Below are 26,881 nucleotides of genomic sequence, written 5' to 3'. Positions count from 1 at the left end.
CTTGAGGCATGGAGATTCTCTGGGTCCTGATGGCGCTGCTCATGCTCGGCTTCGTGCTGGGTCCGGTCGCCCTGCGCCGGCGGCGGGCCGTGGGGCTGGTCCCGCCCGGCCACCCGGACGCGGCGGACCCCGCGAACTACGGCTTCGTCCGGCAGGAGGAGCTGGACATCCGGATGCCGGGCCCGGACCAGGACCTGCTGGATGTGCTGGACGTGGTGCAGCGCGGCCAGGACCACCGCGCGGCGGCCCAGCTGCTGGCGGGCACTCCGGCGGACGGCGAGACGCGCTGGCAGCGGGTGCAGGCGTTCGCGGGCGCGGCGTCGCTGGAGCTCCAGCAGCGGCCGGGCGGGGTCGGTGAGACACCGGGCGGGCAGTGGCTGCGGGTGTGGCGCGCTGAGCAGCCGAAGGACGCGGGCGGCGCGGCGGTGCACGCCGAGTTCCTGGTCCAGCAGGCGTGGCGGACGGCGACGCCGGGCACGGACGACTTCCGGATCATCATGGAGGAGGCCAGGGCGGCCTGCGAGGAGGCGGCGCTGCTCGCCCCCGGGGACCCGATCCCGTACATCGTGCAGCTCTCGGTGGCGCGGGGCCTCGGTTATCCGCGCGAGGAGTTCGAGCAGCTCTGGCTGAAGATCCTGGACCGGGCGCCGAACCACATGGGCGCGCATCTGGCGGCGCTGCACTACTGGTGCGAGAAGTGGCACGGCTCGCGGGAGCTGGCGTACGCGTTCGCGGAGGCGGCGGCGGCGCGGGCGCCGCGCGGGTCGCTGCTGGCGGCGATGCCGCTGTTCGCGGTGTTCGAGCATCTGCCCGAGGTCAATCTGGTCGCGAGTTTCTACCAGAGCGAGGTCGTGACCAAGGCGATCCACGGCGCCCTGCACGCGGTGCACTCCGCCCGCGCGGACGATCCGATGCTGGCGCACGTCCGGCATCTGCTGGTGTTCTTCCTGGTCCGCTCGGAGCGCTGGGCGGAGGCCATGGGCCAGCTGGTGCATGTGGACGGCCATGTGGGCGCCCTGCCCTGGACGCTCTCGGAGGACCCGGCGGCCGAGTTCGCGGTGTACCGGGCCCTGGCGGTGGCGGGCTTCGAGGCGAACGGCGGCAGCCTGGCCTCTCTGAGAGCGTGAGCGTCCCGGTCTCGGCGGGCGGGACGCCTCCCGGAGGGGGGTGCCGGACATCCACGGGGTCCACGGGGTCCACCGGGCCCCTTTCGGCCCCGGCGACAGCCACGGCCGCCCCCGCTCACCCCTCCTCCGCCGGTCGCGGCCAGGTCGTCCGGCGGACCTGCCCGTCGGTCATCGCGGCCGTGGGCTCCGGTGTCGGTGCCCGAAGGCCGAAGCCCGTGAGCATGGCGTCGGCGTAGCGGCGCCAGGCGCCGGGGGCCACCTCCTGGGTGCGGTCGGCGATGGCCCCCATCATGTAGAGGAAGGCGTACACATCCGCGCTGGCGAAGTCCTCGCGCACCACGCCCGCCGCGACAGCCCGTTCGACCAGCCCGTCCACCCGCCGGCCGAACTCGTCGCGGATCCCCGCGATGGGCTCCGCCTCGATGCTCGCGCTGCCGAGGATGACCTCCAGGGCGCGGTCATCGGCCCTCCAGCGCGCCGCCTCCAACAGATAGGTGGTGAGCGCGCGCCCCGGGTCGGGGTCCTTCGCGGCGGCCGTCGCGATCTCCATGAACGCGGTGAAGCGCTCGGTGAACAGCGCGTCCAGCAGTGACTGCACATCGGGGAAGCGCCGGTACACGGTGCCGACCCCGACCCCGGCCGCGTGCGCGATCTCGTTGAGGGGGACGACGGACCCGCGCTGCGCGAACAGCCGCTCGGCCGTCTCCATGATCAGCCGGCGGTTGCGTTCGGCGTCGGCGCGCAGCGGAGGTCGCGTGGATCTGGTCTGCTCGGTCACACCGTGACATTCTCCACGACCGCCGGGCGGCGCAGCTTCCCGGCCAGGATCAGACCGCCGGTCACGACGCTCCAGAGCAGCCAGGAGTAGACACTGGCCCGCTCGAAGGCGCCGGCCGTCTCCACCGAGATCCCGACCAGGGCCAGGCTCAGCAGTCCCAGCACCCCGACGGCGACGCTGAACACGCGGTAGGACCGCGCCACGGGGAGGCCGCGCAGGGTGCCCGACATGATCGCCAGCGTGTTCGCGCCCAGGATCGCCATGCCCGCGCCGATCATATGCAGCGCCAGACCGTAGCTCGGCCCGCTCTCCGAACCGTGGTAGACGCCGACCAGCAGGAACCCGATGGCGTGCCCGACCGCGAGGGTCGTCACGATCTTGCGGGTACGACCGCTGACCAGCCGGGCGAGCAGCAGGATGCCGATCGCGAAGAGAACGCCCTCGGCGATGATCGAGACGTTCATCAGCGTGTGGTCGGGCGAGCAGATGACGCGGTCCTGGAAGGTGACGCCGCATTCCGGGACGCCCAGGTCGCTGATGTAGTTCCTGGCGTAGCTGTAGGGCGGATCGGTCCAGGCCGCCGCGGCCAACGCTTCGGAAACCACCCACTGCACCGCGTTCACGATCAGGACGACCGCGCCGAGCGGAAGCCACACCTTGCGTGACATCGGAGCTCCTCTCACCCTCATGTGCGCAGGCGCCATCCCGGCAGGGCTGACGCCGACTGCTGCTGCTGCGCGCAACGGTAGCACTATCTGGATAGATCTATCCGCTTGCGTTGAGTGGAGGGGTGCAGGGGTACAGGGGTGAGGCCCGGAAGGATCCGCGGCGATCGGAATTCCCGGGGAACCCCCCGCGTTGAAGTAGCCGACCCCGATTGGAGACCACGATGTTCCTGCACAGCCGCACGCCCCAGCTGCCGTCCCCCGAGCAGGCACTGCGGGGGCGCCCGGAGCCGGGCTTCACCGTCCCCGAGCGTCACACCGTCCTCGGCACCCCGCTGCTCGGCCCCTACCCCGAGGGCCTGGAGACCGCCGACTTCGGCCTCGGCTGTTTCTGGGGCGCCGAGCGCAAGTTCTGGCAGCTCCCGGCGGGGGTCTACACCACGCTGGTCGGCTACCAGGGCGGTTCCACCGAGAACCCCACCTATGACGAGGTCTGCTCGGGCCTGACCGGTCACACCGAAGTGGTCCGCGTGGTCTTCGACCCGAAGGTGATCTCGTACGAGTCCCTGCTCAAGACGTTCTGGGAGGCGCACAACCCCACCCAGGGCTTCCGCCAGGGCAATGACGTGGGCACCCAGTACCGCTCGGCGGTCTACACCCACTCCCCCGAGCAGGCAGCCGCCGCCGAGGCGTCCCGCGCGGCCTATCAGAAGGTCCTCACGGGCTCGGGCTACGGGCAGATCACCACGGAGATCCGCCCGGCGGAGGGCCGCGCCTTCTACCCGGCGGAGGGCTACCACCAGCAGTACCTGGACAAGAACCCGGCGGGCTACTGCGGCATCGGCGGGACGGGCGTGTCCTGCCCGATCGGCGTCGCCAAGGCCGACGGCTGACCCGTACGGCGCACCGCGCATCGCCTCCGGCGGCACCGACAACCCCATCGACCGGCGGGCCCCCAACCCGTCGGCGGCACCGACGCCCCCACCGGCCGACCGCCACCTCCCCCCGGCGGCACCGACATCCCCCGCGCGCCGCTCCCCGGTACCGACCGGGTGGGCGGCGCGAGACATGTCCGGCGCACCTCCACCGCCTCGCGCACCTCCACCGCCTCCCGCGCCACCACCTCCCCTCCGCCGCCCCTCCCCCGTACCGCACATATCCGCTCCCCACCCCCCAACTCCCCTTTTCTGCCAGGATGTTCGCCATGAGTGACGCAAAGGTGCGGATCGTCGTGGACACCGGCTCGGGGTCGGACGCACGGGAACGCGCGGACGCGGCCCGGCAGTTGCGGGAGATGCTGCTGCGGCAGCCGGTCGGGAGCGCCGAGCCGCTCGCCGGTGGGGCCCCGCCCGAGGGCAGCAAGGCCGGGGAACTGCTGGTCGCCGGGACCGTGGTCGTCACCCTCGCGCCGCAGCTGATCAACGCCGTCGTGGCCGTCGTCCAGGCGTGGTCGGAGCGGGCCGCCGGGCGCAGCGCGCAGCTCGTCCTCGGGGACGACAGTCTGGAGATGACCGGGCTCACCGCGCACCAGCAGCAGGAGCTGATCGACCGGTTCCTGCGGAGCGAGGGCGGTGGCGATGGGGCTGCGTAAGGCCCTGCTCATCGCCACCGGCGCCTACGAGGACGACCGGTGGAACCCGCTCGGCGCCCCGTTGCGGGACGCCGCCGAGCTGGGGCGGGTGCTGGGCGACCCCGCCGTCGGCGACTATCGGGTCACCCCGGTCCTCGATCAGCCCGCCTATGTCGTCCAGCGGGTCCTCCAGCGCTTCCTCACCGAGGCCGCCCGCGACGACGAACTCCTCGTCTACTTCTCCTGCCACGGCATCAAGGACTACGACGAACGGCTCTTCTTCGCCGGTACGGACACCCTGCGCGAACCCCTGCTGCTCCAGTCGTACGCCGTGCCCGCCGCCTTCGTCAGCGAGCAGCTCCAGCTGTGCCGGGCGGACCGCAAGGTGCTGCTGCTGGACTGCTGCTTCAGCGGTGCGATCCGGCCCGGCGCGAAGGGCGAGCGGCCGGATGCCCAGGAGCCCGGCATCAGGGTCGGCGGGTCCTTCCGGGGCAGCGGCACGGTCGTCATCAGCGCCACCGACGAGATCCAGCTCGCCTTCGAGACCACCCCCGGCACGGGCGACGACGACCTGTCCGGCCTCTCCGTGTTCACCGCCGCCGTCGTCCATGGACTGCGTACCGGCGCCGCCGATCTCGACGCCGACGGTCTGGTCTCCGCGCTCGATCTGCACCGGTACCTCAGTGCCGAGATGCTCGCCCGGCGCACCCGGCAAACCCCCAAACTCTGGATCCTGGACGGCGTCGGCGATCTCGTCATCGCCCGGGGGGAGGGGATAGAGGGCACCGGCGCTCCGCTCCCCGTGGTCCCCGAGTACGCCCCCGTCCCCGACAGCGCGCTGCTCCCCGAGGACATGCAGCCGGACACCATCTCCGGCATGGAGGTCGGCGCCGTCGCCTACACCCTCCCCTGGGCCATGTGGGCGGACGAGAACCGGCGGTTGTGGCTGCACCCGGACTACCCCGCCGACGCACAGCCCGGGGGCACCGTCGAGATGAAGATCCAGCGGGTGCCGGGCGGCTACCACGTGTGGGCCCCGCCGGATCACCATTACCAGCCGGGGCCGCCCGCCTATGTGGGCGCCCACGGCAGGCTTCCGGTGCTCAGGCTCGTACGGTAGGGGTTCGTTCGGTGGGGTGTTCGTGGGGTGGGAGGACGGGAACGGATGAGTCGTCGGTCTGCCGGTCTGGTGGGGATCTGGGCGGAGATGCAGCGGCAGCAGCAGCGGCTGATGGCCGCCGAGGCGCAGCGGGAGCGCCAGCAGGCGCGCTCGGCGCAGCAGCGGCGCCATCAGGAGGCGCGGGAGTACAAGGAGTGGCGGCAGGGCGAGGCGCGGCGCCGCACGGATGAACTGGAGGCCCGGCTGGGGGAGTTGCAGCGGATTCTGGTGACCGGCTGCCGGATACCCGGCTTCGGGCCGTCGGCGCTGCTGCGGGGGGTCGACCTTCCCGCCTTCGACCCCGGTCCGCTGGGCGTGCCCGTCGCGATGCCCGACCCGGCGCACTATCCGGCGCCGGGCGGCTGGAACGCGTCCCGGCGGGCGCAGGCCGAGGCGCGGGCCCGGTTCGAGCACGACTGGCACGCGGCGCAGGCCGCCGAGGCGCGGCGGCAGCACGAACTCGCCGACCGGCAGGCGGAGTACGAGCGGTGGACGGAGGGCCGCCGGGCCGAGGTGCGGGGGCACAACGCGGGGATCGGCGAGATCAGCGAGGGGGTCCGGCGCGGCGAACCGGAGGCGGTCGTCGCGTACTTCACCGCCGCGCTCTACGCCTCCACGGCCTGGCCGGACGACTTCCCCCGCCAGGTGTCCGCGGCCTACGAGCCGGGCGCCCGCCGGCTGGTCCTGGACTGGGAGCTGCCGCCGTACGCGGCCGTGCCCGAGGCGAAGGCCGTGCGGTACGTCGCCACCGAGGACCGCGACCGGGAGACCGCCCTGCCGGTCACCCGGCGCCGGGCCCTGTACCGGGAACTGCTGGCCCAGTCCGTCCTGCTGGTCCTGCACCAGTTGCACGCCTCGGACGCGTACGGGGCGCTGCGCTCCGTCGTCCTCAACGGGTTCGTGGACGACAACGACCCGGCCACCGGGCACCGTTCGCGGATCGTGCTGGCCTCCGTGAGCACCCCCCGGCATCTCTTCACCGAGCTGCGGCTCGACCAGGTCGACCCGGTGAGCTGTCTCACCGACGCGCTGCGCGGACAGCTCGCCGCCCGCCCGGACCAGCTGACCCCGGTCCGCCCGGGGCCCCGGCCCGACGAGGTCGGCAACCCCGTCGTCACCCATGGCGCCGGACTGCCGTACCTGGGCGACGAACCCGACCTGCACACCATGGACCCCATCGCCTTCGAAGGGCTCGTCGCCGAGTTGTTCCGGGCCATGGGCATGCGCGCGGTGACCACCCAGCGCTCGGGCGACGGGGGCGTGGACATCGACGCCGTCGACCCGGCGCCCATCCGGGGCGGGAAGATCGTCGTCCAGGTCAAGCGCTACCGCGCCACCGTGCCGCCCACCGCCGTCCGGGATCTGTACGGCACGGTCCAGGACGCCGGGGCCAACAAGGGCGTCCTGGTCACCACCTCCGGTTTCGGGCCCGGCTCGTACGCCTTCGCGCACGGCAAGCCGCTGGAGCTGGTCGGGGGCGTTGAGCTGGTGGATCTGCTGCACCGGCACGGGCTGCGGGGGCGGCTCGGCGACGCGGCGCGGCCCGAGCCCGCCGGGGCCTCGGACCCCACCCTCGTCATGCCCTCCCCCGCCGCCCCGCCGGTCCCGTCCGACCACAACACCCTCGGGATGTCCTGGTCCGGGCGGGTCGTGCTGGATGTCTGCGCGCTGGTCTGCCGGGGCAACCGGGTCCTCGGCGACGACCACTTCGTCTTCTTCAACAACCCCGCCACCCCGGACGGCTCGGTCCGCGCGGTCCGGGCCGCGCCGCCCGACAAGGCCGCGCTCCGGGTCGGCTTCGACGCGCTGCCGCCCGGCGCCGACCGGCTGGTGCTGGTCGCCGCCGTGGACCCGGAGGTGAACCCGGACGCCGATCTGTCCGGTTTCACCGACGCCCGGATCCGGCTGCTGGACCCCGCCGGGGCGGAGCTGGGCGAGCTGGAGGTGTCCGACGGGCGGCCCGGGGAGACGGCGTTGGTGCTGGGTTCGTTCCGGCGGCGGGCCAGCGGCGACTGGGACTTCGTCCTCGGCGGCAAGGGCTACCCGGGCGGACTGGCCCAGCTCATCGGGGACTTCGGCATCGAGGTCGAGTAGCCGCCCCCGGCCCCCGTGCCGGCCCTCGCCCCCGGCCCCCGCACCCGGTGGGGGCCCGGCGGGGGCCCGGCGTGGCCTCCGTCACGTCCGATTAGTCGCGCACCCGCGCCCCGGACCCCCCTACGCTCCCGTACTCAGATTTGCTCAGGTTTCTGTTATCGCCGTCGCCCGCGCGGGGTCTCCCGTGTGCCGGAAGGGACAGCGGCAGTACGCGGCGGTACAGGGACGACCCGAGGAGTGAGTGTGGGCAGGGAGAGGGACGGTGACCCGGCGCTGGTCGAGGCCGCGCAGCGGGGCGACGACCGGGCCCGGCAGGAACTGGTCGCCCGGTACCTGCCGCTCGTCTACAACATCGTGGGACGGGCCCTGAACGGCCATGCCGACGTGGACGACGTGGTGCAGGAGACGATGATCCGGGCGCTGAACTCGCTCGGTTCGCTGCGCGAGCCGGACCGCTTCCGGTCCTGGCTGGTGGCCATCACCATGAACCGAATACGCGGCCACGCCGACGCCGTCCAGGACGCCGCCCACCGCACCGCTCCGGTCTACGGGGACGGTCTGCGCGCGGCGTACGACGTGCCCGATCCCGGCGCGGACTTCGTGGAGCTGGCGATCCTGCGGCTGGGGCTGTCCGGGCAGCGGCGGGAGGTCGCGGAGGCGAGCCGCTGGCTGGACGACGACGACCGGGCGCTGCTGTCGCTGTGGTGGCTGGAGGCCGCCGGGCGGCTGAGCCGCGCCGAGGTCGCCGCCGCGCTGGAGCTGAGCCCGCAGCACACCGCCGTCCGGGTGCAGCGGATGAAGGGGCAGCTGGAGGCGGTACGGGTGGTGGTGCGGGCGCTGGCCGCCGCACCCCGCTGCGTCCTGCTGGCGGACGCGGTCGCGCACTGGGACGGGGTGCCGTCGCCGCTGTGGCGCAAGCGGTTGGTGCGGCACACCCGGGACTGCACGGTGTGCGGCGGTCTGGGGCAGGGGCTGGCACCGGCCGAGGGGCTGCTGGTGGGGCTGGCGCTGGTCCCGCCGGGGGTCGCCTTCGCCGCGTCCACGGCCCCCGAGCACCTGGTCGCGCTGGCGGCGACGGGGGGTCGCGAGCCGTTGGTCGCGTCGGCATCTCCGGGCATCCCCGACGGCGGTGGCCGGGTGCGGCAGCGGCACGCCCTGCGGCGCAGACGGCGGCGCCGGGCCGCCGTCGTGGTGTGCGCGGCGCTGCTGGCCGGGGGCGGGGGTGTGGCGCTGCTCGTCCCGGACGACGGGGCGGACGGACCGGCGCGGGCCGTGCGGGAGGACGCCGGTGCCACGGCGGCGCTCGCCGCGCCGGAGGGTTCCGCGTCGCCGAGCCCTTCCGGGTCCCCCTCGCCGTCCCCGTCGACCTCCGCGTCCCCGTCCCCGTCCGCGTCGAAGAAGCCGAGCCCGTCGGCGAGTTCGAAGCGTCCGGCGCCGAAGCCGACACCGAGCCGGACCACCACCCGGCCCGCGCCGCCGCCCCCGGAGGCCACCGAGGAGGCACCGCCGAGCGGCTTCGCGGGGCAGGTGCTGGCGCTGGTGAACGACGAACGGGCGCAGGCGGGCTGCTCCCCGGTCCGGCAGAACGGCACCCTGGACACCGCCGCGCAGCGGCACTCCGCCGACATGGCCGCCCGGGACTTCTTCGACCACACCAACCCGGACGGCGCGGACCCCGGCGACCGGATCACCGCGGCGGGCTACCGCTGGAGCACCTACGCCGAGAACATAGCCCGGGGCCAGCAGAGCGCCGCCCAGGTCATGCAGGGCTGGATGGACAGCCCCGGCCACCGGGCCAACATCCTCAACTGCTCGGTGAAGGAGATGGGCCTCGGGGTGCACGAGGGGTCGGGCGGCCCGTGGTGGACACAGGTGTTCGGTACGCGGGCGTGAGGCGGGCGGGGCGGCCGGCCGCGGCGGTGGTGGTGGTGAACCGGGCGGGGCGGCTGGCCGCCGCGGTGGTGATGAGGCGGGCGGGAGGTCGTCCGCCGCTGCGGCGGTGGTGAACCGGACCGAGGGTCGGCCGCCGCCGCGGTGGTCGTGACCGGGCCAAGGGCCGGCCGCCACCGCCGCCGTCGCGAACCGGACCGGAGGTCAGCCGCCGCCACGGCGGTGAGCCGGGCTGGGGGCAGCCACCACTGCGGCCGTCGCGAACCGGACCGGGGGACGGCCGCCGCCACGGCGGTCGTGAACCGGACCGGAGGTCGGCCGCCGCCGCGGTGGTCGTGACCGGGCCAAGGGCCGGCCGCCACCGCCGCCGTCGCGAACCGGACCGGAGGTCAGCCACCCCCACCACCGTCATCAACCGGACCGGAGGTCAGCCGCCGCCGTACGGCCGCGTCAAAATCTCCAGGCTGTGGCCGTTCGGGTCGTCGAAGTACACGCCCCGGCCGCCGTCGAGGTGATTGATCTCGCCCGCCCGGCGGTGGTACGGGTCGGCCCAGTAGGTGAGCCCGGCCCGCCGGATCCGGTCGAAGACGGTGTCGAAGTCGTCCTCCGAGACCAGGAAGGCGTAGTGCTGGGTGGTGATGGGGCCGCTGGTGTCCATGTAGTCGAGGGTGACCCCGTTGGGGACCTCGACCGGCACGAAGGGGCCGTACTCCGGGCGGACCTGGAGGCCGAGGAGATCGGCGAGGAAGCGGGCCGAGGCGTGCTTGTCATGGGCGGCGACGATCGTGTGGTTGAGCTGGACGGTCATGCCGTGAGCCTCCTGTGGGGCTGGTCGCGAGCCTGCTTCCAGGATCCCCCGGGGCGGGCGCCATCACACAGGAAGAGAAGCTAAGGTAAGCCTTCCCTTACCTACCCTCTCCTCCGCCGGAGCCCGTCGTGCGCACTTTCCGAAGCAGGACCATCCAGGCCATGGTGGCCGTCCTCGCCACCGGCGCGGTACTCGCCGGCTGCTCCTCCGACGACGGCGGAGGCGGAGGCGGGGACGCCGGGAGCGGGAGCGGCACGGACAGCGCCCGCAACCCGGTCGCCGGGGCCTCCGAGGGTCCCTCCGCCGCGCCGAGCGCGCTGGCCGACGGCATGGGCGCCGACACCGACACCGACGGGGAGTTCCCCCGCACGGTCACGCACTTCCAGGGCAGTACGGAGATCACCGCCGAGCCGACCCGGATCGCGGCGCTCTCCACCGGCCAGCTCGACGATCTGCTCACCCTCGGCCTGGTCCCGACGGCCACCACCCGCGCCGACAACGCCGGACTGGTCCCCGACTACCTCGCCGACGCCTTCCCGCAGTACAAGGAGCGGCTGGACGGCATGACCGACGCGGGCACCCGCTCCGCGCCCAATCTGGAGGCCCTGGCCGCCGCCGAGCCCGAGCTGATCCTCGCCAACGACTCCCTCGGCGAGCTGTACCCCGAGCTGTCGCAGATCGCCCCGACCGTGATCACCGCGGGCAACGGCATCAACTGGAAGCGGGATCTGCTGCTGGTCGGCGAGGCCGTCGGCCAGGGGCGGGCGGCGCAGGAGCTGCTGGACGGGATCGTCGCCGACGCCGCCGAGCGGGGCGAGACCATCGAGGGCGAACCGGCCGTCTCCATGGTCCGTTTCACCCCGGACCGCACCCGGATGTTCGGTGTCTCCTCCTTCACCGGTTCGATCGCCGTCGACATGGGCCTGTCCCGGCCCGAGTCCCAGCGCTTCCTCGCCATCTCGGAGGACATCGGCGCCGAGAGCATCGATGTGGCCGACGGGGACTGGATCTTCTACTCGGTGCAGGGCGACGCGGAGGAGACGGACGCGGCGAGTGTGCTGGCCGGGCCGCTGTGGCGGTCGATGGGCGCGGTCGAGGCCGGGCAGGCCATCCAGGTGGACGACGACCCCTGGTACCTCAACGCCGGTCCCACCGCCGCCCGCCTGGTGATCGGACAGCTCGCCGAGCAGCTCGGGACGTGATCCGCAGACCGGGCGTGCGGGGCCTGGTCTGGCCCGCCGCCGCCCTCGCGGTGACCGCCGTCGCCGTGCTGAGCCTCGCCGTCGGCACCCGGCCGATACCGCCCGGGGTGGTGCTGGACGCCCTGCTGTCCGGCGGGACCTCCCCGGACGCGCTGGTCGTACGGTCGCTGCGGGTGCCCCGTACCGAGGTCGGGCTCGCCGCCGGGGCCGCGCTGGGGCTCGCCGGGGCCGCGCTCCAGGCGGTCACCCGCAACCCGCTCGCCGACCCCGGCATCCTCGGCCTCTCCCAGGGCGCGGCGGCCGGGGTCGTCCTCGCCATCGGCCTGGGCCTGGCGAGCGGCTTCGGCGGCCATGTCTGGTACGCCTTCGCCGGAGCGGTGGTGGCGGCGGTGCTGGTGTACGGGATCGCCGCGCGCGGCCGGGGCGGGGCGACGCCGGTGAAGCTGGCGCTGGCCGGGACCGCGCTGTCGGCGATGGCGGCGGGCGGCACCACGGTGGTCCTCACCTCCAGCTCGGCCACCCTGGACCAGTTCCGGTTCTGGCAGGTCGGCTCGCTCAGCGGGCGGGACGCCGGGACGGTGGTGTCGATGCTGCCGTTCCTGCTGGCGGGGACGGTGCTGGTGCTGGGGTGCGCCCGGGGGCTGGACGCGCTGGCGCTGGGCGACGAGACGGCGGCGGCGCTGGGGCACCGGGTGGTGCGGGTGCGGGCGGCGGCGGCGCTGGGGGCGACCCTGCTGACGGCGGCGGCCGTGGCGGCGGCCGGCCCGATCGCCTTCGTCGGCCTGGCCGTCCCGCATCTGGCCCGCCGCCTGGTCCGGGGCGGCCACCGGACGATCCTGCCGCTGTCGGCACTGCTCGGCGCGGGCCTGCTGGTCGCGGCGGATGTCGCGGGCCGGGTGATCCGCGCCCCGGCGGAGATCCCGGCGGGCGTGATGACCGCGCTGGTGGGCGTACCGGTACTGGTGGTGCTGGTCCGGCGCCGGGGGGCTGTCTCATGACCCCCACCGGCCGCCCTCGAACTCCGGCACCCACCACCTCCCACCCCCGGACCCCGGCACCCGCCACCCCCCACCCCCGAACCCCGGCACCCCCCGCCCGACACCCGGGAAAGCCGCTGCCGCCCGCCGGAAACTGGGTCCTGCGCCCGCCCCGCACCCGCGTCTCCCTCCTCCTGCACCGGCGCTCCGCGGGGACCGCGCTCGCGCTCGCCGGGCTGTTGCTGCTGGTGATGGGGGCGTCGGCGTGTCTGGGGCTGGCGTTCGTGCCGCCCGGGGAGGTGTGGGCGACCCTGCGGGGCCGCGATACCGGGCATCAACTGGTCGTCGGTCAGCTGCGGGTGCCCCGGATCGTGCTGGGGGCGCTGGTGGGGGCGGCCCTGGGGGCGGCGGGGGCGCTGATCCAGAGCGTCACCCGCAATCCGCTGGCCAGCCCCGATGTGATCGGCGTGGGGCACGGCGCCGCCGCCGCGACCGTGCTGGCGCTGGCGACGGGGCTGGTGGCGTCGCCGGGGGCGCTGCCGGTGGTGTCGGTCGCGGGCGGGCTCGCCGCCGCCGCGCTGGTCTACGTCCTGGCCTGGCGGGGCGGGATGCAGCCGAGCCGGTTCGTGCTGACCGGGGTGGGGATCGGGGTGGCGCTGTCGGCGGTGGTGCAGCTGTATCTCACGGACAGCGAGCTGGAGGCCGCCGAGCAGATCAAGCTGTGGCTCACCGGCAGCCTCAACGGGCGGGGCTGGGAGCAGGCCGGGCCGCTGGCCGTCGTCCTGGCCGCCGCCGTGCCCGCGCTGGTGTGGGCCGGGCGGGCGATCCGCCCCCTGGGCCTGGACCCGGAGACCGCCGGGGCGCTGGGCGTCCGGGTGGACCGGGCCCGCCTCGGCCTGACCGTGCTCGGCGTCGTCCTCGCCGCGACGGCGACCGGCGCCGCCGGGCCCATCGGCTTCGTCGCCCTGACCGCCCCGCAGCTGGCCCGACGGCTGACCAGGACCCCCCAGCTGCCGCTGCTGTGCTCGGCGCTGACGGGCGCGGTGATCCTGGTCGCCGCCGATCTCGCCTCGCGGACCCTGCTCCCGCCCCTGGAGATCCCGGTCGGCGCGCTGACCTCCCTGGTCGGGGGGCCGTATCTGCTGTGGCTGCTGGGGCGGCGGGGCGGGCGGGGGACGCAGGGGAGCTGAACCGTCCGCCCGCCCCGGCCGGTCAGATCGTCGCCGTGTCGATCACGAACCGGTACCGCACATCGCTCGCGAGGACCCGCTCGTACGCCTCGTTGATCTGGTCCGCGCGGATCAGTTCGATCTCGGCGCCCAGGCCGTGCTCGGCGCAGAAGTCGAGCATCTCCTGGGTCTCCGGGATGCCGCCGATGCCGGATCCGGCGAGGGTCTTGCGGTTGCTGATCACCGAGAACAGATTGAGGGAGACCGGCTCCTCGGGGGCGCCGACGTTCACCAGCGCCCCGTCCGTGCGCAGCAGCGAGAGATAGGCGTCGAAGTCCAGCGGCGCGGACACCGTCGAGATGATCAGGTCGAAGGTGCCGGCGAGGTCCGCGAAGGTGGTCGGGTCGCTGGTGGCGTAGTAGTGGTCGGCGCCCAGCTTGAGGCCGTCGTCGCGCTTGCGCAGGGACTGCGAGAGCACGGTGACCTCGGCGCCGAGCGCGTGGGCGAGCTTGACGGCCATGTGGCCGAGGCCGCCCAGGCCGACGACCGCGACCTTCTTGCCGGGCCCGGCGTTCCAGTGGCGCAGCGGGGAGTAGGTGGTGATGCCCGCGCAGAGCAGCGGGGCGGCCTCGTCCAGGCCGATGCCCTCGGGGATGCGCAGGACGTAGTTCTCGTCGACGACGATCGTCCGCGCGTAGCCGCCGTAGGTGGGCTCGCCGTCCTTGCCGATGCCGTTGTAGGTCATAACATTGCCGCCGGTGCAGTACTGCTCCAGTCCGGCCTCGCAGTTCTCGCAGACGCGGCAGGAGTCGACCATGCAGCCGACGCCGACCCGGTCGCCGACCGCGTGCCGGGTGACACCGGGGCCGACCTCGGTGACGATGCCCGCGATCTCATGGCCGGGGACCATCGGGAAGATGGCCTCGCCCCAGCCCTCACGGGCCTGATGGATGTCCGAGTGACAGATTCCGGCGAACTTGATGTCGATCAGGACGTCGTGCTCACCGACCGCCCGGCGCTCGATGGTGGTGCGCTCCAGGGGAGCCTTCGCTGCGGGGGCGGCGTATGCGGCAACGGTGGTCATGCCGGGGTTCTCCTCCGGAAGAAACGGATTGAAGAGAGGGAGTAACGAGAGGGAGCAACGAGAGGGACGCGATCCGGTCGGACCGCGCCGGACGCCCCTCCAGGGTCTCTCCCCGGGCCGCATCCACCCAGGTCACGGCTTTGCGTACGTCCGCTGTGCCTACTACTGGCGGGGACAGGCTCCTGGGCCTACGACCGGGAATACTGGGGCGTATGGATGCCATGGACCCCACGGCCGGACGAGTCCCGGAGCGGCCCGCCTCCGGTGCGGCCCTGGACCGCCGGGCCGAGCTGAGCGAGTTTCTGCGCACCCGGCGTGCCCGGCTGAAGCCGGGTGATGTGGGGCTGCCCGACTTCGGGCGGCACCGCCGGGTGCCCGGACTGCGGCGCGAGGAGCTGGCCCAGCTCGCGGGCGTCTCGGTGGCGTACTACACCCGGCTGGAACAGGGCAACGGACGCAATGTGTCGGCCGAGGTGCTGGACGCGATCGCCCGCGCGCTGCGGCTGAGCGACGCCGAGCACGCGCATCTGACGCATCTGGCCAAGCCCAAGCAGCACAAGAAGAAACCGGCCGGGCGCGGGGCCCAGCAGGTGCGCCCGGCGCTGCGGCAACTGCTCGACGTCCTGGACGGCGTCCCGGCGTACATCGTCGGCCGCCGCGCCGACATCCTGGCGTGGAACGGGATGGCGGCGGCGGTGTTCGGCGACTGGGGCGCGCTGCCGGAGCGGGAGCGCAACTGGGCCCGGCTGGTGTTTCTGCGCCCGGACTACCAGGATCTCTTCGTCGACTGGGAGCAGAAGGCGATCGACGTGGTCTGCCAGCTGCGGATGGACGCGGGCTGCTACCCGGACGATCAGCGGCTGTCGGTGCTGGTGGGCGAGTTGTCGGTGAAGAGCGAGGACTTCCGGCGGCTGTGGGCCACCCATGACGTCAAGGAGAAGACCCATGGCGTCAAGCATCTGCACCATCCGCTGGTGGGGCGGCTGGATCTGCACTTCGAGTCGTTCCGCCCCGCCGCCGACCCCGAGCAGGCCCTGATCACCTATCACGCGGCCCCGGACACCGCGTCGGCCGAGTCCCTCCAGCTGCTGGCGAGCTGGGGCGCGGACGCGGCAGCGCGGGCGACGACCGTCTGACGGTCCCGGCGGTCCCCGCGCGAAAGACGACCGGCCCGCAGTTGTCGAGAAGAACGACTGCGGGCCGGCGGACGTACTGCGGCTTACTGCCTACTGCTTACTTCCCGTAGTACGCGTTGTAGATCGAGATCGTCGACTTGTTGTTCTTCTTGTCGCTGATCTTGGCGTGGAAGGAGATCGCCTTGCCCTTGGCCGGGCTCTTCACGGAGACCTTGCCGTCCCGGACGGTCAGCTTCTTCCAGGTCTGCCCGTAGTCGTACGACACGTACACGGCCAGCGACTTCAGGTTGCTGCCCTTGGCCGCGCCCTCGACCACCACCGGCACGGACAGCGTGCTGCCCGCGGTGACCTTGCTGTCCGCCCCGGTCGGCGCGTGGAACCGTGCCGTGGAGACGGGCAGCGCGCTCCACCCGGAGGTCTTCTTGGAGCGGAAGGTCCAGCTGGCGTCGATCCGGGTGGAGGCGGCGGCCACCTTGGTGGTCCGCTTCACCGAGGTCGTCAGCTTGTACTCGGCGTCACCCGAGGGGACCTTGAACGGGTCCATGCCGGTCAGCGGATCGCTGCTGGTGCGGACCTTGGTGCCGTTACGGTACAGGGTCGTCGCCGACGAGGTCAGCAGGGACGACCCGGGGTTGCGCTTGGAGTCGGCGAACAGCGGGATCATGCCGGTGATCTCGTTGCCCTCCCGGAACACCCCGAAGCCCTGGGTCAGGGTCGGTCCGAAGACGGCCCGGTTCACGGTCTTGGAGTAGCTCTTGCCGCCCTTGAAGGCTTCCCCGTAGGAGACGCTGTAGCCGGCCTCGACGGTCGGCCAGCCGTCCGGGTCCGGGGCACCGTACTGCTCGAAGTCGATGTCCCACTTCACACCGCTCACCGTGGACAGATACAGCGTCCGGGTGGCCGGCAGCTTCTGCTCGACGCTGATCCCGGAGGCACCGGAGACGCCGGGCAGCCAGCCGATGGCCGTGACACTGCCGGTCTTGCCGGAGGTCGGGGCGCCCGCGCCCACCTTGACGGTGGCGAGGTCGGCGGCCTTGTAGTGCTTGGTGAACCCGGTGGCCAGCTGCTTGACGGCGGAGCCGGTGGTGGTGGACCACTGCTTGTCCGTGCCCTTGACCCAGTGCCCGTCCCACTGCTGGGTCAGCGACCCGTCGGTGATCTGCGGCCCGAGGTGCGCGCTGCGGAAGCCGGTGTACGACTCCAGCCACCAGCCGAAGCCGTAGGAGGCGTTGCCCGCCTCGACGGTGTAGCCCGGTGCGGCGAAGGACGAGACGGCACCGGCGTCCGGGACACGGATGCTGACCGGCTTGGCCTTGCGGGCGTCGACGGTGACCGTGGTGTTCTTGCTGATGGTCAGCTTGGGCTGGGCCAGCCAGTCGGCGCCCTTGGAGAAGTCCTCGGGGTCGACGAACAGGGCGGAGTCCAGGATGTAGCCGCCCTTGGGGACCCGGACCGTGGCGGTGCCGTCCGCGTCGTGGACGCCCAGCCACCTGCCCGCGCCGAGCCCGTTGATGCCGATGACACTGGTGCTGTAGTCCTTGGCCGCGTTCCCGGCCCGGTCGAGGTGCTTGACCGTCAGGTCGTACGACTCCACCTCGCGCTGCACGGCCGCCGCGGTGCGGATGCTCTGCCCGCCGCCGGTGGCGGTGACGAACGCCGAGTAGGCGCCGTCGACGGTGCCGCCGAGCCTGGTGTCGGCGGTGAACGGAACGGAGGCGGTGCCGCCGTTCTTCGGGACGGTGACCTGGGTGGCGCCGAGGGTGAAGAACCCGGCGGGGGCCGCCTGGCCCTTGGGGTTGACGCCGGTCGCGCTCAGGGTGAGCGTGACGTCCTCGGTGCCGAGGTTGCGGTAGGTGACCTGCTTGGTGACCGGGGTGTCGTCGGTGTGCGGCCACTGCTGGGTGCCGAAGCTGACCGAGACGGGTTCGGCGATCACCGTCTGCTCGATCGCCTTGTCGACCTGGATCCGGCCCGAGCCCTGCTGGAAGGCGGTGTAGTTGCCGCCCTTGGTGGAGCCGGTCAGGGCGCCCTTGAGCTGGGCGGAGGTCCAGTCCGGGTGCTGCTGCTTGAGGATCGCGGCGGCACCGGCGACATGCGGGGTGGCCATCGACGTACCGTCGATCGTCAGATACCCGGCCGGGTTCTCGCCGACCTCGCGGGCGATGAGGCTGTCCTTGGCCGCGGCGGCGGTGATGGCGACACCGGGCGCGGTGACATCCGGCTTGATCGCTCCGTCGCCGACCCGGGGGCCGGTGGAGGAGAAGCCGGCCAGCTTGTCCTGGTCGTCGACGGCGCCGACGGTCAGGGCGGCGTCCGCGCTGCCGGGCGAACCGACGCTCTCCGGGCCGTCGTTGCCCGCCGCGATGGCGAACAGGATGCCCTTCTCGGCGGACAGCTTGTTGACCGCCGCCTCCAGCGGGTCGACCTCGGGGGTGTCCCCGCCGCCGAGGCTGAGGTTGACGACCCCGGCGCCCTGCTCGGCCGCCCACTCCATCCCGGCGAGGATGCCGGAGTCGTCGCCGTAGCCGTTGTCGTCGAGGACCTTGCCGTTGAGGATCTGCGCGCCGGGCGCGACCCCCTTGAACTTGCCGCCGGACTTGGCGCCGGTACCGGCCGCGATGGACGCGACATGGGTGCCGTGGCCGTACTTGTCACCGGCGTCGGCGGCGGCGGTGAAGTTCTTCGACGCGACGACCTGGTTCTTCAGATCGTCATGGTTGGTGTCCACGCCGGTGTCGAGGACGGCGATCTTGACGCCCTTGCCGTCGAAGTCCTTGGCCCATGCCTTGGGGGCGCCGATCTGGGGCACGGACTTGTCGAGGGCGACCTCGCGGACGCCGTCGAGCCAGACATGGGCGATGCCGGAGGCGGTGCGGTCGCCGTTGGTGACGGCGGCCCACAGATCGGCCGTGTCGTCCTTCGGGGCCTGCACGGCGTCCGCGTTCAGGGACGTCAGGCTGCGCCGCAGGGTGCCCGCGTCGCGGACGTCCGACTTGGTCGCGGCGGCGGCGCCCTGGTAGCCGACGATGACCTTCAGGCCGTTCTTCTGGGCCTTGCGGGTCGCGGCCTCGTTCAGCTCGGTGACATCGAACAGCCGCTGGTCGAGCTTGCCGGTGGCGACCAGCTTGGCCGCGTCGGCGGGGATCACCAGCGTGTGCCCGTCCGCCTTGCGGATCTGCACGGGTATGCGCTCACGGCCCTTCGCGGGCTCCAGGCCGACGACGCGGCCCTTGGCGTCGAGGCTCACCCGGTCGCCGGTGATCAGCGTGACCCGCTGTTTGCCGGTGGACGAGGGAACGCCGCCGCCGACCGCGTCCGCTGCGGGCTTCGCGGCTGCCGGGCTGGTCAGGCCCGCCGCGAGGACCACGGCCGCGGCGGTGGCGACGGTCGCCGCGCCCGCTCTTTTCACTTGTCTGCGCAAAACTCCCCCTGGAGACGAGGTACCGGGCTCCCATGGGTGTTCACCCGGCCGGGGGCGGTCTCGTACATGTGCGCGTACACCCCCCGGACGTCGCAGTATGCCGGGGGGTGATCACGCACCTCAATAGGGGTCTCTGTCACGACTTCGCTATAAGTCGCCTGTGGGGCGCGTGTGTTGCGGATGTATGTCGTCGCAGGCGCCGGGGCGTGACGGGGGCGCGCGACGGGCGGCGCGGCTCAGGCCTGGGGGTTCTCCTTGACGGAGATCTTCCCCTTGCGGATGGTGGCGACCCGGGGGGCCTTGCGGGCGATGGCGGAGTCGTGGGTGACCATGATGAAGGTCAGCCCGTGCTCCTTCCACATGGTCTCCAGTACGTCCATGATCTCGTCGCGCATCGACTCGTCGAGGTTGCCGGTGGGTTCGTCGGCCAGCAGCACCTTGGGGCGCTTGACCAGGGCGCGGGCGATGGCGACGCGCTGCTGCTGGCCGCCGGACATCTCGCCGGGCAGATGCCCGAGGCGTTCGCCGAGCCCGACCGACGACAGTGCCTCGGCGGCGCGTTCGGCGCGGTCCTTGGCCTTGATGCCGAGCGGGACGAGCGCGGTCTCCACGTTCTCCTGGGCGTTGAGGGTGGGGATGAGGTTGAAGCTCTGGAAGACGAACCCGATGCTCTCGCTGCGGACCTTGGTGAGACGGGCCTCCGGGAGGCGGGCGAGGTCGGTCCCGTCGAGGACGACCTCCCCCGACGAGGGGCGGTCCAGCCCGCCGAGCATCTGGAGCAGGGTGGACTTGCCGCCGCCGGTGGGGCCCTGGATGACCAGACGGTCCCCGTCGGCGATGGTGAGATCGATCCCGGCGAGCGCGTGGATGGACTGCTTGCCGCGCTTGTATGTCTTGGTGACGGCGCGTAGTTCGTACATGGTGGGTGGCTCCTGGGTGGTGAGGGTTGTTCGTTCGGGTGCGGTGGGTGGGGGCTGGTCGCGCAGTTCCTCCCCCAGAGGGGGCACCCCCAGCGCCCCTGGAAGCAGGGCGTTGCAGTCGGCCGCGTGACAATCCGGAGCGGGTGCCCCGGCCGTGCGCGGTTCCCCGCGCCCCTCAAAACCCGCTCAGCCGCGGGCAGTCGTGCCGCTGGGGCGATGGGGGTCCCCCCGCGCGAGCGAAGCCGAGCGTGGGGGAGGGTGGGCGCTGGGGGTACCCCCTCTGGGGGAGGCACCCCGCTCGCGCGGGTGAGCGTCGCGCCCACCCCCGCTGCCGCTGAGGCCCGCTACTCCACGCGTCGCAACGCGTCCGCCGGGCGGAGCCGGCTCGCGCGCCAGCCGCCGAACGCGCCCGCGATCAGCCCGCCCGCCACCGCGAGCCCCACCGCCAGCGCGATCGTCGTCACCGACACCGGCGCCGTCAGGGCGACTTCGAGGGTGCGGGACGCACCCGGGCCGCCGGCCGCCGCCATCATCCGGCCACCGCCCCCGCCCGGCCCCGCCGCCTCCCCGCCGCCCAGCTCCGCCTGGAGCGTCGGCGACACCGCCGTCACCACATACGCGCCGGCCAGCCCGACCGCGATCCCCAGCGCCCCGCCGACGAGCCCGTTGACCATGGCCTCGCCGATCACCTGCCGGGTCACCCGCCCCGACTTCCAGCCGAGCGCCTTCAGCGTGCCGAACTCCCGCACCCGCCGCGACACCGCCGACGAGGTCAGCAGCCCGGCCACCAGGAACGCGGCGAGGAGCACCGCGACGGACAGCCACTTGCCGACGCTGGTCGCCAGGTCCGCCGCCGTGGACAGCGACCCGGACACCGTGTCCGCGAGATCCGCGGAGGTCGTCACCGTCGTCCCGGAGATGTTCTTCTGGATCTCCGACTTCACGGACTCGATCTGCTGGGAGTCGCTCGCCTGGACATAGATCGTGGTGATCTTGTCCGCGGAGTCGCTGAGCGTCTGCGCCTGCTTCAGCGGGACGTACAGATCGGCGGTCGAGTCACCGCTGTCGGCGGTGGCGACCCCGACGACCTCGTACGTGACGTCCTTGATGGTGACGTCCGAGCCGACCTTGAGGTCGTTCTCCTGGGCGTAGGCGGCGTCCACGACCGCCACCTTGGCGTCGGTCTCGCCGGACTCGAAGGTACGGCCGCTGGTGATCTTCGAGGTGGTCAGGGGGCCCAGCTCCTGCTGGGCGACATCCGTGCCGTAGACCGAGTAGCTGTTGACGTCGAAGCTGGCGCCGCCGCCCTCGACCCGGCCCTCGCCGCCCGTGCCGCCGCCCTCGCCGGGAGCGGTGGGCATACCGCCCTCGCCCGGCTGGAACTGGCCCTGGGTGAACTCCCCGTTGACCTTCATGACCTGGAGGCTCAGCCCGCCGACCGCGTCGGAGACGCCGGTCTGCTCGCCGACCTCGCCGACGGTCGAGGCGGCCAGGGTCTCGAAGCCCTGGACCAGGACCCGGTCGCTGCTCTGCTCCTCGGATCCCTCTTCACCCGCGTCGAACTGGAAGCGCGGACGTTCGCCGTCCTCGCCGGTGGGCTGTGCGGCGGCCTTGGTGACCGTCATATCGGTGCCGAGCCCGTAGAGGGACTCCAGCACCTTGTCCTGGGCCTTGCCCATGCCCGACGACACGGAGTTGACCACGATGACCAGCGCTATTCCCAGCGCCAGTCCGGAGGCGACGACAAGGGCCGCCTTCCTGCGGCGGCGCAGCTCGCGCCTCAGATAGGTGAAGAACATGCGCCGAAAAGTAGGGAGGCACCGTGATGGCGGCATAAGGCCCGGATAAGAGGAGCATGAGAAGCCCGTACAGCTCCCGCAAAGGGCCCACGCGCGGAGTGCCGCCCCCGTCAGGGAGCGGCACTCATCGGCTAGGTGGCGGACGCGGCGTCAGATCGGATCAGACCGCCGAACCCGCCTTCCACTGGGTCCAGTCCATGTTCCAGCCGTTCAGGCCGTTGTCCGGGGCGATGGTCTTGTCGCCGGTGTTCTGGACGACCACCACATCGCCGATGATCGAGTTGTCGAAGAACCAGGCGCCGGGCGTACCGGAGTCGTTGGCGCCCTTGGTGTCCGACAGACCGACACAGCCATGGCTGGTGTTGACGCTGCCGAAGATGGACTTCGCGCCCCAGTAGTTGCCGTGGATGAAGGTGCCGGAGGTCGACAGCCGCATGGCGTGCGGGACGTCCTTGATGTCGTACTCGCCCTGGCCGTCGTCGTCGGTGAAGCCGACCGTCGCGCCGTTCATCCGGGTCTCCTTGAACTTCTCGGAGATCACCATCTGACCCTGGTAGGTCTTGGTCTCGGGGGCGCCCGCGGAGATCGGGATGGTCTTGACGGTCCTGCCGTCCTGGGTGATCTTCATCTGCTTGGTCTTGGCGTCGACGATCGAGACCTGGTTACGGCCGATGGTGAAGGAGACCGTCTTCTGCTGGACCCCGAAGACCCCGTCGGCACCCTCGACACCGTCGAGCGCCAGCTTCAGCGTGACGGTGGAGTCCTCCTGCCAGTAGTCGTCGGGGCGGCAGTCCATGCGGTTGGCGCTGAACCAGTGGCAGACGACCTCCTGGCCGCTGCTGCTGCTGACCGTGACCCCCTGCTGGACCTCGGCCTTGTTGGTGATCGCCTTGTCGAAGGTGATCGAGACCGGCATGCCCACCCCGACCGTGGAACCGTCCTCCGGGGTGAAGGTGCCGATGAAGCTGTTGTCCGGGGAGACCGTGGTGAACGAGGCGTTCTCGTGGGCCGCGCGGCCCTCGCCGTCCTCGGCGGTGACCTGGACCTTGTAGGAGGTGGAGCGCTCCAGCTGGTCGGTGGGCTTCCAGCTGGTCTTGTCGGCGGATATCTCGCCCGCGACCGCCGTCCCCTCGGTGGTCGTCATGGTCACCTTGGTCAGGGTGCCCTTACTGACCGTGACCGCGGCGGAATTGTTGATGGAGGCGTTGGCCGAGCCGTCCTCGGGTGTGATCTTGATCTGGGCCTCGGAGGTCTTCTGCGCCGCCGCCTCGTCGACCTTGGCCTGTGAGCTGCTGTCGCCGCCCCCCTCTCCGGAGGAGGAGCCGTCGCCCCCGTCACCGGAACACGCAGAGAGCACCAGCACACCGCCGAGCAGAGCGGACGCGACCGTGAGGCCCCTGCGCCGCTTGCTGTTCGTCATCACACGCTTCTCCATCACTGCCGATTCCCCGGTACCACGCAGTACCCCGAGAGTCCCCGTCCAGACCTTCAACGCTACGACCGGTTCATCCCGTTCCCCATGCCTGGGCTGTGTGGGGCGCACCACGTCCGCGAGATCCGGGTGGCGCACATCGGTCCGTGCGCCAGGTGAGACGGGAAAACCCCGGGCGGTGGTTCCCGCCCGGGGCCCTGAAACCCTCAGACTTTTACCGGGACTTTGCCCCGGCCCGGCGCGTCCGGGAGCGCGTCCGGGAGCGCGTCCGCGGGTGCTAGCGGGTCGCCGCCCGGAGCGGGGTCACGGTGCTGCCGCCGTTCCCGTGCGCACCGTCCGCGCCATCGGCGTCGACGGCGTCATCGGTGCCGTAGGCGTCGTACGACTCGTATTCCTCGTCGTCCGCCGTGTACTCCGCGTCGCCGTCGTAGCCGTCGTCGCCGTCTGCGTCCTCGTCGGCCTCCCAGTCCGGTGCGTCCGGGTCGTAGACGATCCGCTCGCTGCTCCAGGACGCCTGGTGCAGCTCGACCCCGGGGACCTCGCCGACCAGGTCGAACGGGTCCACGAGATACGCCAGCGCCTCGGCTGTGTCCTCGCTCACAGCGGCCTCGGCGTGCGACCGCTCCGCCGCCGGCAGCTCCGCGTCGCCCGCGACCCTGGCCAGCGCGGCCCCGGTCACCGCGGCGGCGTCCTCGACCTCCAGCACGAGGTCCACCCGAAGCCGTACAAAACGTGATGTCTCTGGTGTGCTCATGGTCGGAGCGTAAGGCCAGCCGCTCCCGTGACTTTCCCGTGACCCGCGCCTTTCACTAACATCGCCCCACACGGCCAATTCGCCAGCGTCACAAGGGGATCGATATTCCGTGTCATCCGCCCGCCGTCCGTTGCTGACCGCCGCCGCCGCGGGGGCCCTGCTGGGGGCCCTGTGGTTCGTCCCCTCCGCCAATGCGACGGACGACGACCCCGCGCCCGCGACGACCCCCACCACCCAGGCCAGGATCGCCACGATCACCACCGACGACCCCTCCGCCACCGACACCGGCGACCTCGGCGGGGGCACGGAACTGGCCAATACCGGCAGCTTCGACAGCACCCCGTATGTCGTCGGCGGCACCCTCTTTCTGACGGTGGGCGCCGGTTTCGTGGTGTATTCGGTACGGCGTGACCGCCTGTACACACCTCAGATTTGACGATTGTTTGACCCGTTCTTCATAGTCCGCTCATGAAGAGATCATCGAGGGCGCGGCTGAGCGCCACGGTCACCGTGAGCGCGTTGTCGTTGGCCCTCATCACGGGGTGCGGGGAGTCGGGGGACAGCGGGTCGACGGACGCGGAGGGGTCCCAGGACTCCGGTGCGGCGGCGAAGGCACTGACCACGGCGGAGCTGGAGAAGCTGCTGCTGACCACGGCGGACCTCGAAGGCCACACGGTCGAGTCCGCCGCCGAGAACGAACTCGTCGCCAAGTCGGAGGTCAAGGTCGACAAGGCGGCCTGCGAGCCCCTGGCCTGGGTCACCTCCGCCGTCCCGCCCGGCGACACGGACGCCACCGCGGCCAATGTCGTCATCGAGGAGGCCGAGCAGCCGGACCCGACCTCGACCGAGCTGACCGAGGAGTCCCTCGGCGAGGCCGAGGACGCGCTGGCGGCGGCGTTCGACGTCGACATGACCATCGTGGGCCTGTCGTCCTACGACGGTGACGGCGCCGAGCAGGCCATGAAGTCCGTCTCCGACGCGGTCGAGGAGTGCGGGGACGGCTTCGTCATGACGGCCGCCGGTGAGGAAACGAAGGTCACCAAGGTCACCGCCGCCGAGGGCTCCGGCCGGGGCGACGAGTCGGTGGTGTTCAACGAGGACATCGACGTCGAGGGCGAGTCCGTCACGGTTCAGGCGGAGGTCGTCCGCAAGGGCGGCACGATCGCCACGTTCTTCACGGTGAACATCGCGGCGCTCAGCGGTCAGGGCGGCGCGACCGAGGTCCCGGCGCCGGTCGCCGAGGCCCAGCTCGCCAAGCTGAAGTAACGATTCCGTAGGCACGGGAAGGGCCCTCCGCCATGGGAGGGCCCTTTTCGTCCGCCCGGTCGGTGGAGCTTTCGTCCGCCCCGTCAGTGGAGCGGCCCGGTGACCGTCTCCGCCGCCGCGACCAGCGCCCCCTCCCGTACGAAGGCATCGGCCGCGGCGAGGTCGGGCGCGAGGAAGCGGTCCGGACCGGCGCCCTGGACCCCGGCGGCGCGCACGGCGGTGATGATCGCGCGGGTGGCCGGGGCGGGGGTGAGGCCCGTGCGCAGCTCGACGGCGCGGGTGGCGGCGTACAGCTCGACGGCGAGGACGCGGGTGAGGTTGTCGACGGCGGTGCGCAGCTTGCGGGCGGCCGACCAGCCCATGGAGACATGGTCCTCCTGCATCGCGGAGGACGGGATGGAGTCGGCGGAGGCGGGCACGGCCAGCCGCTTCAGCTCGCTGACCAGGGCGGCCTGGGTGTACTGGGCGATCATCAGCCCGGAGTCCACCCCGGGGTCGTCGGCGAGGAACGGCGGCAGCCCATGGCTGCGGTTCTTGTCGAGCAGCCGGTCGGTACGGCGCTCGGCGATGGAGGCGAGATCGGCGACGGCGATGGCGAGGAAGTCGAGGACATAACCGACCGGGGCCCCATGGAAGTTCCCATTGGACTCCACCCGTCCGTCGGACAACACGACGGGATTGTCGACGGCGGCGGCGAGTTCGCGGTCGGCGACCAGCCGGGCGTGGGCGAGGGTGTCACGGCCGGCCCCGGCGACCTGGGGGCCGCAGCGCACCGAGTAGGCGTCCTGGACCCGGGGGGCGTCGTCCTGATGATGCCCGGTCAGCCCCGATCCTCGCAGCACGGCCAGCATGTTGGCGGCGCTGGCGGCCTGGCCCGGGTGCGGGCGGATGGCGTGCAGTTCGGGCGCGAGGACCTTGTCGGTGCCGAGCAGCGCCTCCAGGGAGAGGGCGGCGGTGATGTCGGCGCAGGTGTAGAGGGTGTCGAGGTCGGCGAGGGCCATCAGCAGCATGCCGAGCATGCCGTCGGTGCCGTTGAGGAGGGCGAGGCCCTCCTTCTCGCGCAGTTCGACGGGGGCGATGCCGTGCGCGGCGAGCAGTTCGGCGGCCGGGCGGACGGCGCCGTCCGGCCCCTCCGCCTCGCCCTCGCCCATCAGGGCCAGGGCGCAGTGGGACAGCGGGGCGAGATCGCCGGAGCAGCCGAGGGAGCCGTACTCGTGGACGACCGGGGTGATGCGGGCGTTGAGCAGATCGGCCATGGTCCGCGCGACCTCGGGCCGCACGCCCGTACGGCCCGAGCAGACGGTCTTCAGCCGCAGGAACATCAGCGCCCGGACGACCTCCCGCTCCACCCGCGGACCCATCCCGGCGGCGTGCGAGCGGACGATGTTGCGCTGGAGCCGGGTGCGCAGGTCCGGGCCGATGTGGCGGGTGGCCAGGGCGCCGAAGCCGGTGGAGACCCCGTAGACCGGGTCGGGCTTGGCGGCCAGCGCCTCCACGATCCCGCGGGCCGCGGCGAGGGCGGCGACCGCCTCGTCGGAGAGCGCCACCCGGGCGCCGCCGCGCGCCACGGCGAGTACGTCGGACGCGGTCGTACCCGACGTCCCCACCACCACAGTGTGCATATCCATAT

22 protein-coding genes are annotated in these 26,881 nt (G+C 72.4%); 12 read left to right on the top strand and 10 right to left on the bottom strand.

From position 1 onward, the window contains the following. Window positions 1-8 precede the first annotated feature (8 nt). Window positions 9-1,127: a hypothetical protein gene (locus ABZX40_RS05835; RefSeq protein WP_355737621.1), complete on the top strand. Its 1,119-nt coding sequence runs from the start codon at window positions 9-11 to the stop codon at window positions 1,125-1,127. A 115-nt stretch (window positions 1,128-1,242) separates the two neighbouring features. On the opposite strand, the gene ABZX40_RS05830 is transcribed toward ABZX40_RS05835, so the two are convergent. Next, the gene (locus ABZX40_RS05830) at window positions 1,243-1,905 is read right to left on the bottom strand and encodes a TetR/AcrR family transcriptional regulator (protein ID WP_355737624.1); all 663 of its coding nucleotides are present in this window, start codon (window positions 1,903-1,905) and stop codon (window positions 1,243-1,245) included. After that, window positions 1,902-2,573 carry a DUF998 domain-containing protein gene (locus tag ABZX40_RS05825; protein WP_355737626.1) on the bottom strand — a complete coding sequence of 224 codons (672 nt, stop codon included), beginning with the start codon at window positions 2,571-2,573 and terminating at the stop codon, window positions 1,902-1,904. Before ABZX40_RS05825 ends, ABZX40_RS05830 begins: the two co-directional genes overlap by 4 nt. A gap of 221 nt (window positions 2,574-2,794) precedes the next feature. On the opposite strand from ABZX40_RS05825, the gene msrA reads away from it, so the two are divergent. The 5 genes from msrA to ABZX40_RS05800 all read left to right on the top strand — a co-directional run bounded on the left by msrA (window position 2,795) and on the right by ABZX40_RS05800 (window position 9,286). After that, entirely contained in the window at window positions 2,795-3,463 is a 669-nt protein-coding gene (gene msrA, locus ABZX40_RS05820) for a peptide-methionine (S)-S-oxide reductase MsrA (RefSeq protein ID WP_355737629.1), read from the top strand. A 311-nt stretch (window positions 3,464-3,774) separates the two neighbouring features. Further along, window positions 3,775-4,161, top strand: coding sequence for a hypothetical protein (locus ABZX40_RS05815; protein WP_355737631.1), 387 nt, complete (start codon window positions 3,775-3,777; stop codon window positions 4,159-4,161). Further along, window positions 4,148-5,260, top strand: coding sequence for a caspase family protein (locus ABZX40_RS05810; protein ID WP_355737634.1), 1,113 nt, complete (start codon window positions 4,148-4,150; stop codon window positions 5,258-5,260). The genes ABZX40_RS05815 and ABZX40_RS05810 overlap by 14 nt, the downstream gene beginning before the upstream one ends. A gap of 45 nt (window positions 5,261-5,305) precedes the next feature. Continuing rightward, window positions 5,306-7,393, top strand: a complete 2,088-nt coding sequence (locus ABZX40_RS05805) for a restriction endonuclease (RefSeq protein ID WP_355737637.1) — start codon at window positions 5,306-5,308, stop codon at window positions 7,391-7,393. Window positions 7,394-7,636: 243 nt separating this feature from the next. Further along, the gene (locus ABZX40_RS05800; protein WP_355737640.1) at window positions 7,637-9,286 is read left to right on the top strand and encodes a sigma-70 family RNA polymerase sigma factor; all 1,650 of its coding nucleotides are present in this window, start codon (window positions 7,637-7,639) and stop codon (window positions 9,284-9,286) included. 424 nt (window positions 9,287-9,710) lie between these two features. Here ABZX40_RS05800 and ABZX40_RS05795 read toward each other — a convergent pair whose 3' ends face one another. Continuing rightward, window positions 9,711-10,091, bottom strand: a complete 381-nt coding sequence (locus ABZX40_RS05795; RefSeq protein ID WP_355737643.1) for a VOC family protein — start codon at window positions 10,089-10,091, stop codon at window positions 9,711-9,713. Window positions 10,092-10,252: 161 nt separating this feature from the next. Between ABZX40_RS05795 and ABZX40_RS05790 the strand changes: the two genes are divergently transcribed. From ABZX40_RS05790 to ABZX40_RS05780, 3 genes are read left to right on the top strand one after another with little or no spacing between them, the layout of a single operon-like run. Beyond that, window positions 10,253-11,293 (top strand): iron-siderophore ABC transporter substrate-binding protein, encoded by a 1,041-nt coding sequence (locus ABZX40_RS05790; RefSeq protein ID WP_355737859.1) that lies wholly within the window; start codon window positions 10,253-10,255, stop codon window positions 11,291-11,293. Beyond that, window positions 11,293-12,291, top strand: coding sequence for an iron ABC transporter permease (locus ABZX40_RS05785; RefSeq protein ID WP_355737862.1), 999 nt, complete (start codon window positions 11,293-11,295; stop codon window positions 12,289-12,291). Before ABZX40_RS05790 ends, ABZX40_RS05785 begins: the two co-directional genes overlap by 1 nt. After that, entirely contained in the window at window positions 12,288-13,460 is a 1,173-nt protein-coding gene (locus ABZX40_RS05780) for an iron ABC transporter permease (protein ID WP_355737646.1), read from the top strand. The genes ABZX40_RS05785 and ABZX40_RS05780 overlap by 4 nt, the downstream gene beginning before the upstream one ends. A gap of 22 nt (window positions 13,461-13,482) precedes the next feature. Here the strand turns inward: ABZX40_RS05780 and ABZX40_RS05775 are convergent, their stop codons facing one another. Then, window positions 13,483-14,523 carry an NAD(P)-dependent alcohol dehydrogenase gene (locus ABZX40_RS05775; RefSeq protein WP_355737649.1) on the bottom strand — a complete coding sequence of 347 codons (1,041 nt, stop codon included), beginning with the start codon at window positions 14,521-14,523 and terminating at the stop codon, window positions 13,483-13,485. A 221-nt stretch (window positions 14,524-14,744) separates the two neighbouring features. Between ABZX40_RS05775 and ABZX40_RS05770 the strand changes: the two genes are divergently transcribed. Beyond that, window positions 14,745-15,659: a helix-turn-helix transcriptional regulator gene (locus ABZX40_RS05770; protein WP_355737865.1), complete on the top strand. Its 915-nt coding sequence runs from the start codon at window positions 14,745-14,747 to the stop codon at window positions 15,657-15,659. 97 nt (window positions 15,660-15,756) lie between these two features. On the opposite strand, the gene ABZX40_RS05765 is transcribed toward ABZX40_RS05770, so the two are convergent. The 5 genes from ABZX40_RS05765 to ABZX40_RS05745 form a co-directional block, all read right to left on the bottom strand. Beyond that, complete coding sequence (locus ABZX40_RS05765) at window positions 15,757-19,068, bottom strand: S8 family serine peptidase (RefSeq protein ID WP_355737652.1); 3,312 nt, start codon at window positions 19,066-19,068, stop codon at window positions 15,757-15,759. A 248-nt stretch (window positions 19,069-19,316) separates the two neighbouring features. Then, entirely contained in the window at window positions 19,317-20,000 is a 684-nt protein-coding gene (locus ABZX40_RS05760) for an ABC transporter ATP-binding protein (RefSeq protein WP_355737867.1), read from the bottom strand. A gap of 344 nt (window positions 20,001-20,344) precedes the next feature. Beyond that, complete coding sequence (locus ABZX40_RS05755) at window positions 20,345-21,799, bottom strand: ABC transporter permease (RefSeq protein WP_355737654.1); 1,455 nt, start codon at window positions 21,797-21,799, stop codon at window positions 20,345-20,347. Window positions 21,800-21,959: 160 nt separating this feature from the next. Then, entirely contained in the window at window positions 21,960-23,234 is a 1,275-nt protein-coding gene (locus ABZX40_RS05750; protein ID WP_355737656.1) for an Ig-like domain-containing protein, read from the bottom strand. 274 nt (window positions 23,235-23,508) lie between these two features. Continuing rightward, entirely contained in the window at window positions 23,509-23,985 is a 477-nt protein-coding gene (locus tag ABZX40_RS05745) for a hypothetical protein (protein ID WP_355737659.1), read from the bottom strand. Window positions 23,986-24,094: 109 nt separating this feature from the next. Here ABZX40_RS05745 and ABZX40_RS05740 point away from each other — a divergent pair, with 109 nt between their 5' ends. Next, window positions 24,095-24,421, top strand: coding sequence for an LPXTG cell wall anchor domain-containing protein (locus tag ABZX40_RS05740; protein WP_355737662.1), 327 nt, complete (start codon window positions 24,095-24,097; stop codon window positions 24,419-24,421). Between the two features lie 32 nt (window positions 24,422-24,453). Then, complete coding sequence (locus ABZX40_RS05735) at window positions 24,454-25,251, top strand: hypothetical protein (protein WP_355737665.1); 798 nt, start codon at window positions 24,454-24,456, stop codon at window positions 25,249-25,251. An 83-nt stretch (window positions 25,252-25,334) separates the two neighbouring features. Here the strand turns inward: ABZX40_RS05735 and hutH are convergent, their stop codons facing one another. Further along, window positions 25,335-26,873 carry a histidine ammonia-lyase gene (gene hutH / locus ABZX40_RS05730; protein ID WP_355737869.1) on the bottom strand — a complete coding sequence of 513 codons (1,539 nt, stop codon included), beginning with the start codon at window positions 26,871-26,873 and terminating at the stop codon, window positions 25,335-25,337. Window positions 26,874-26,881 lie beyond the last annotated feature (8 nt).

Origin of the sequence: Streptomyces sp. NPDC004610 (assembly GCF_040609715.1) — a bacterium.
GTDB lineage: Bacteria > Actinomycetota > Actinomycetes > Streptomycetales > Streptomycetaceae > Streptomyces.
Note: the sequence above shows the minus strand (reverse complement) of the source record. Positions and strands in the feature narration are given on the sequence as shown.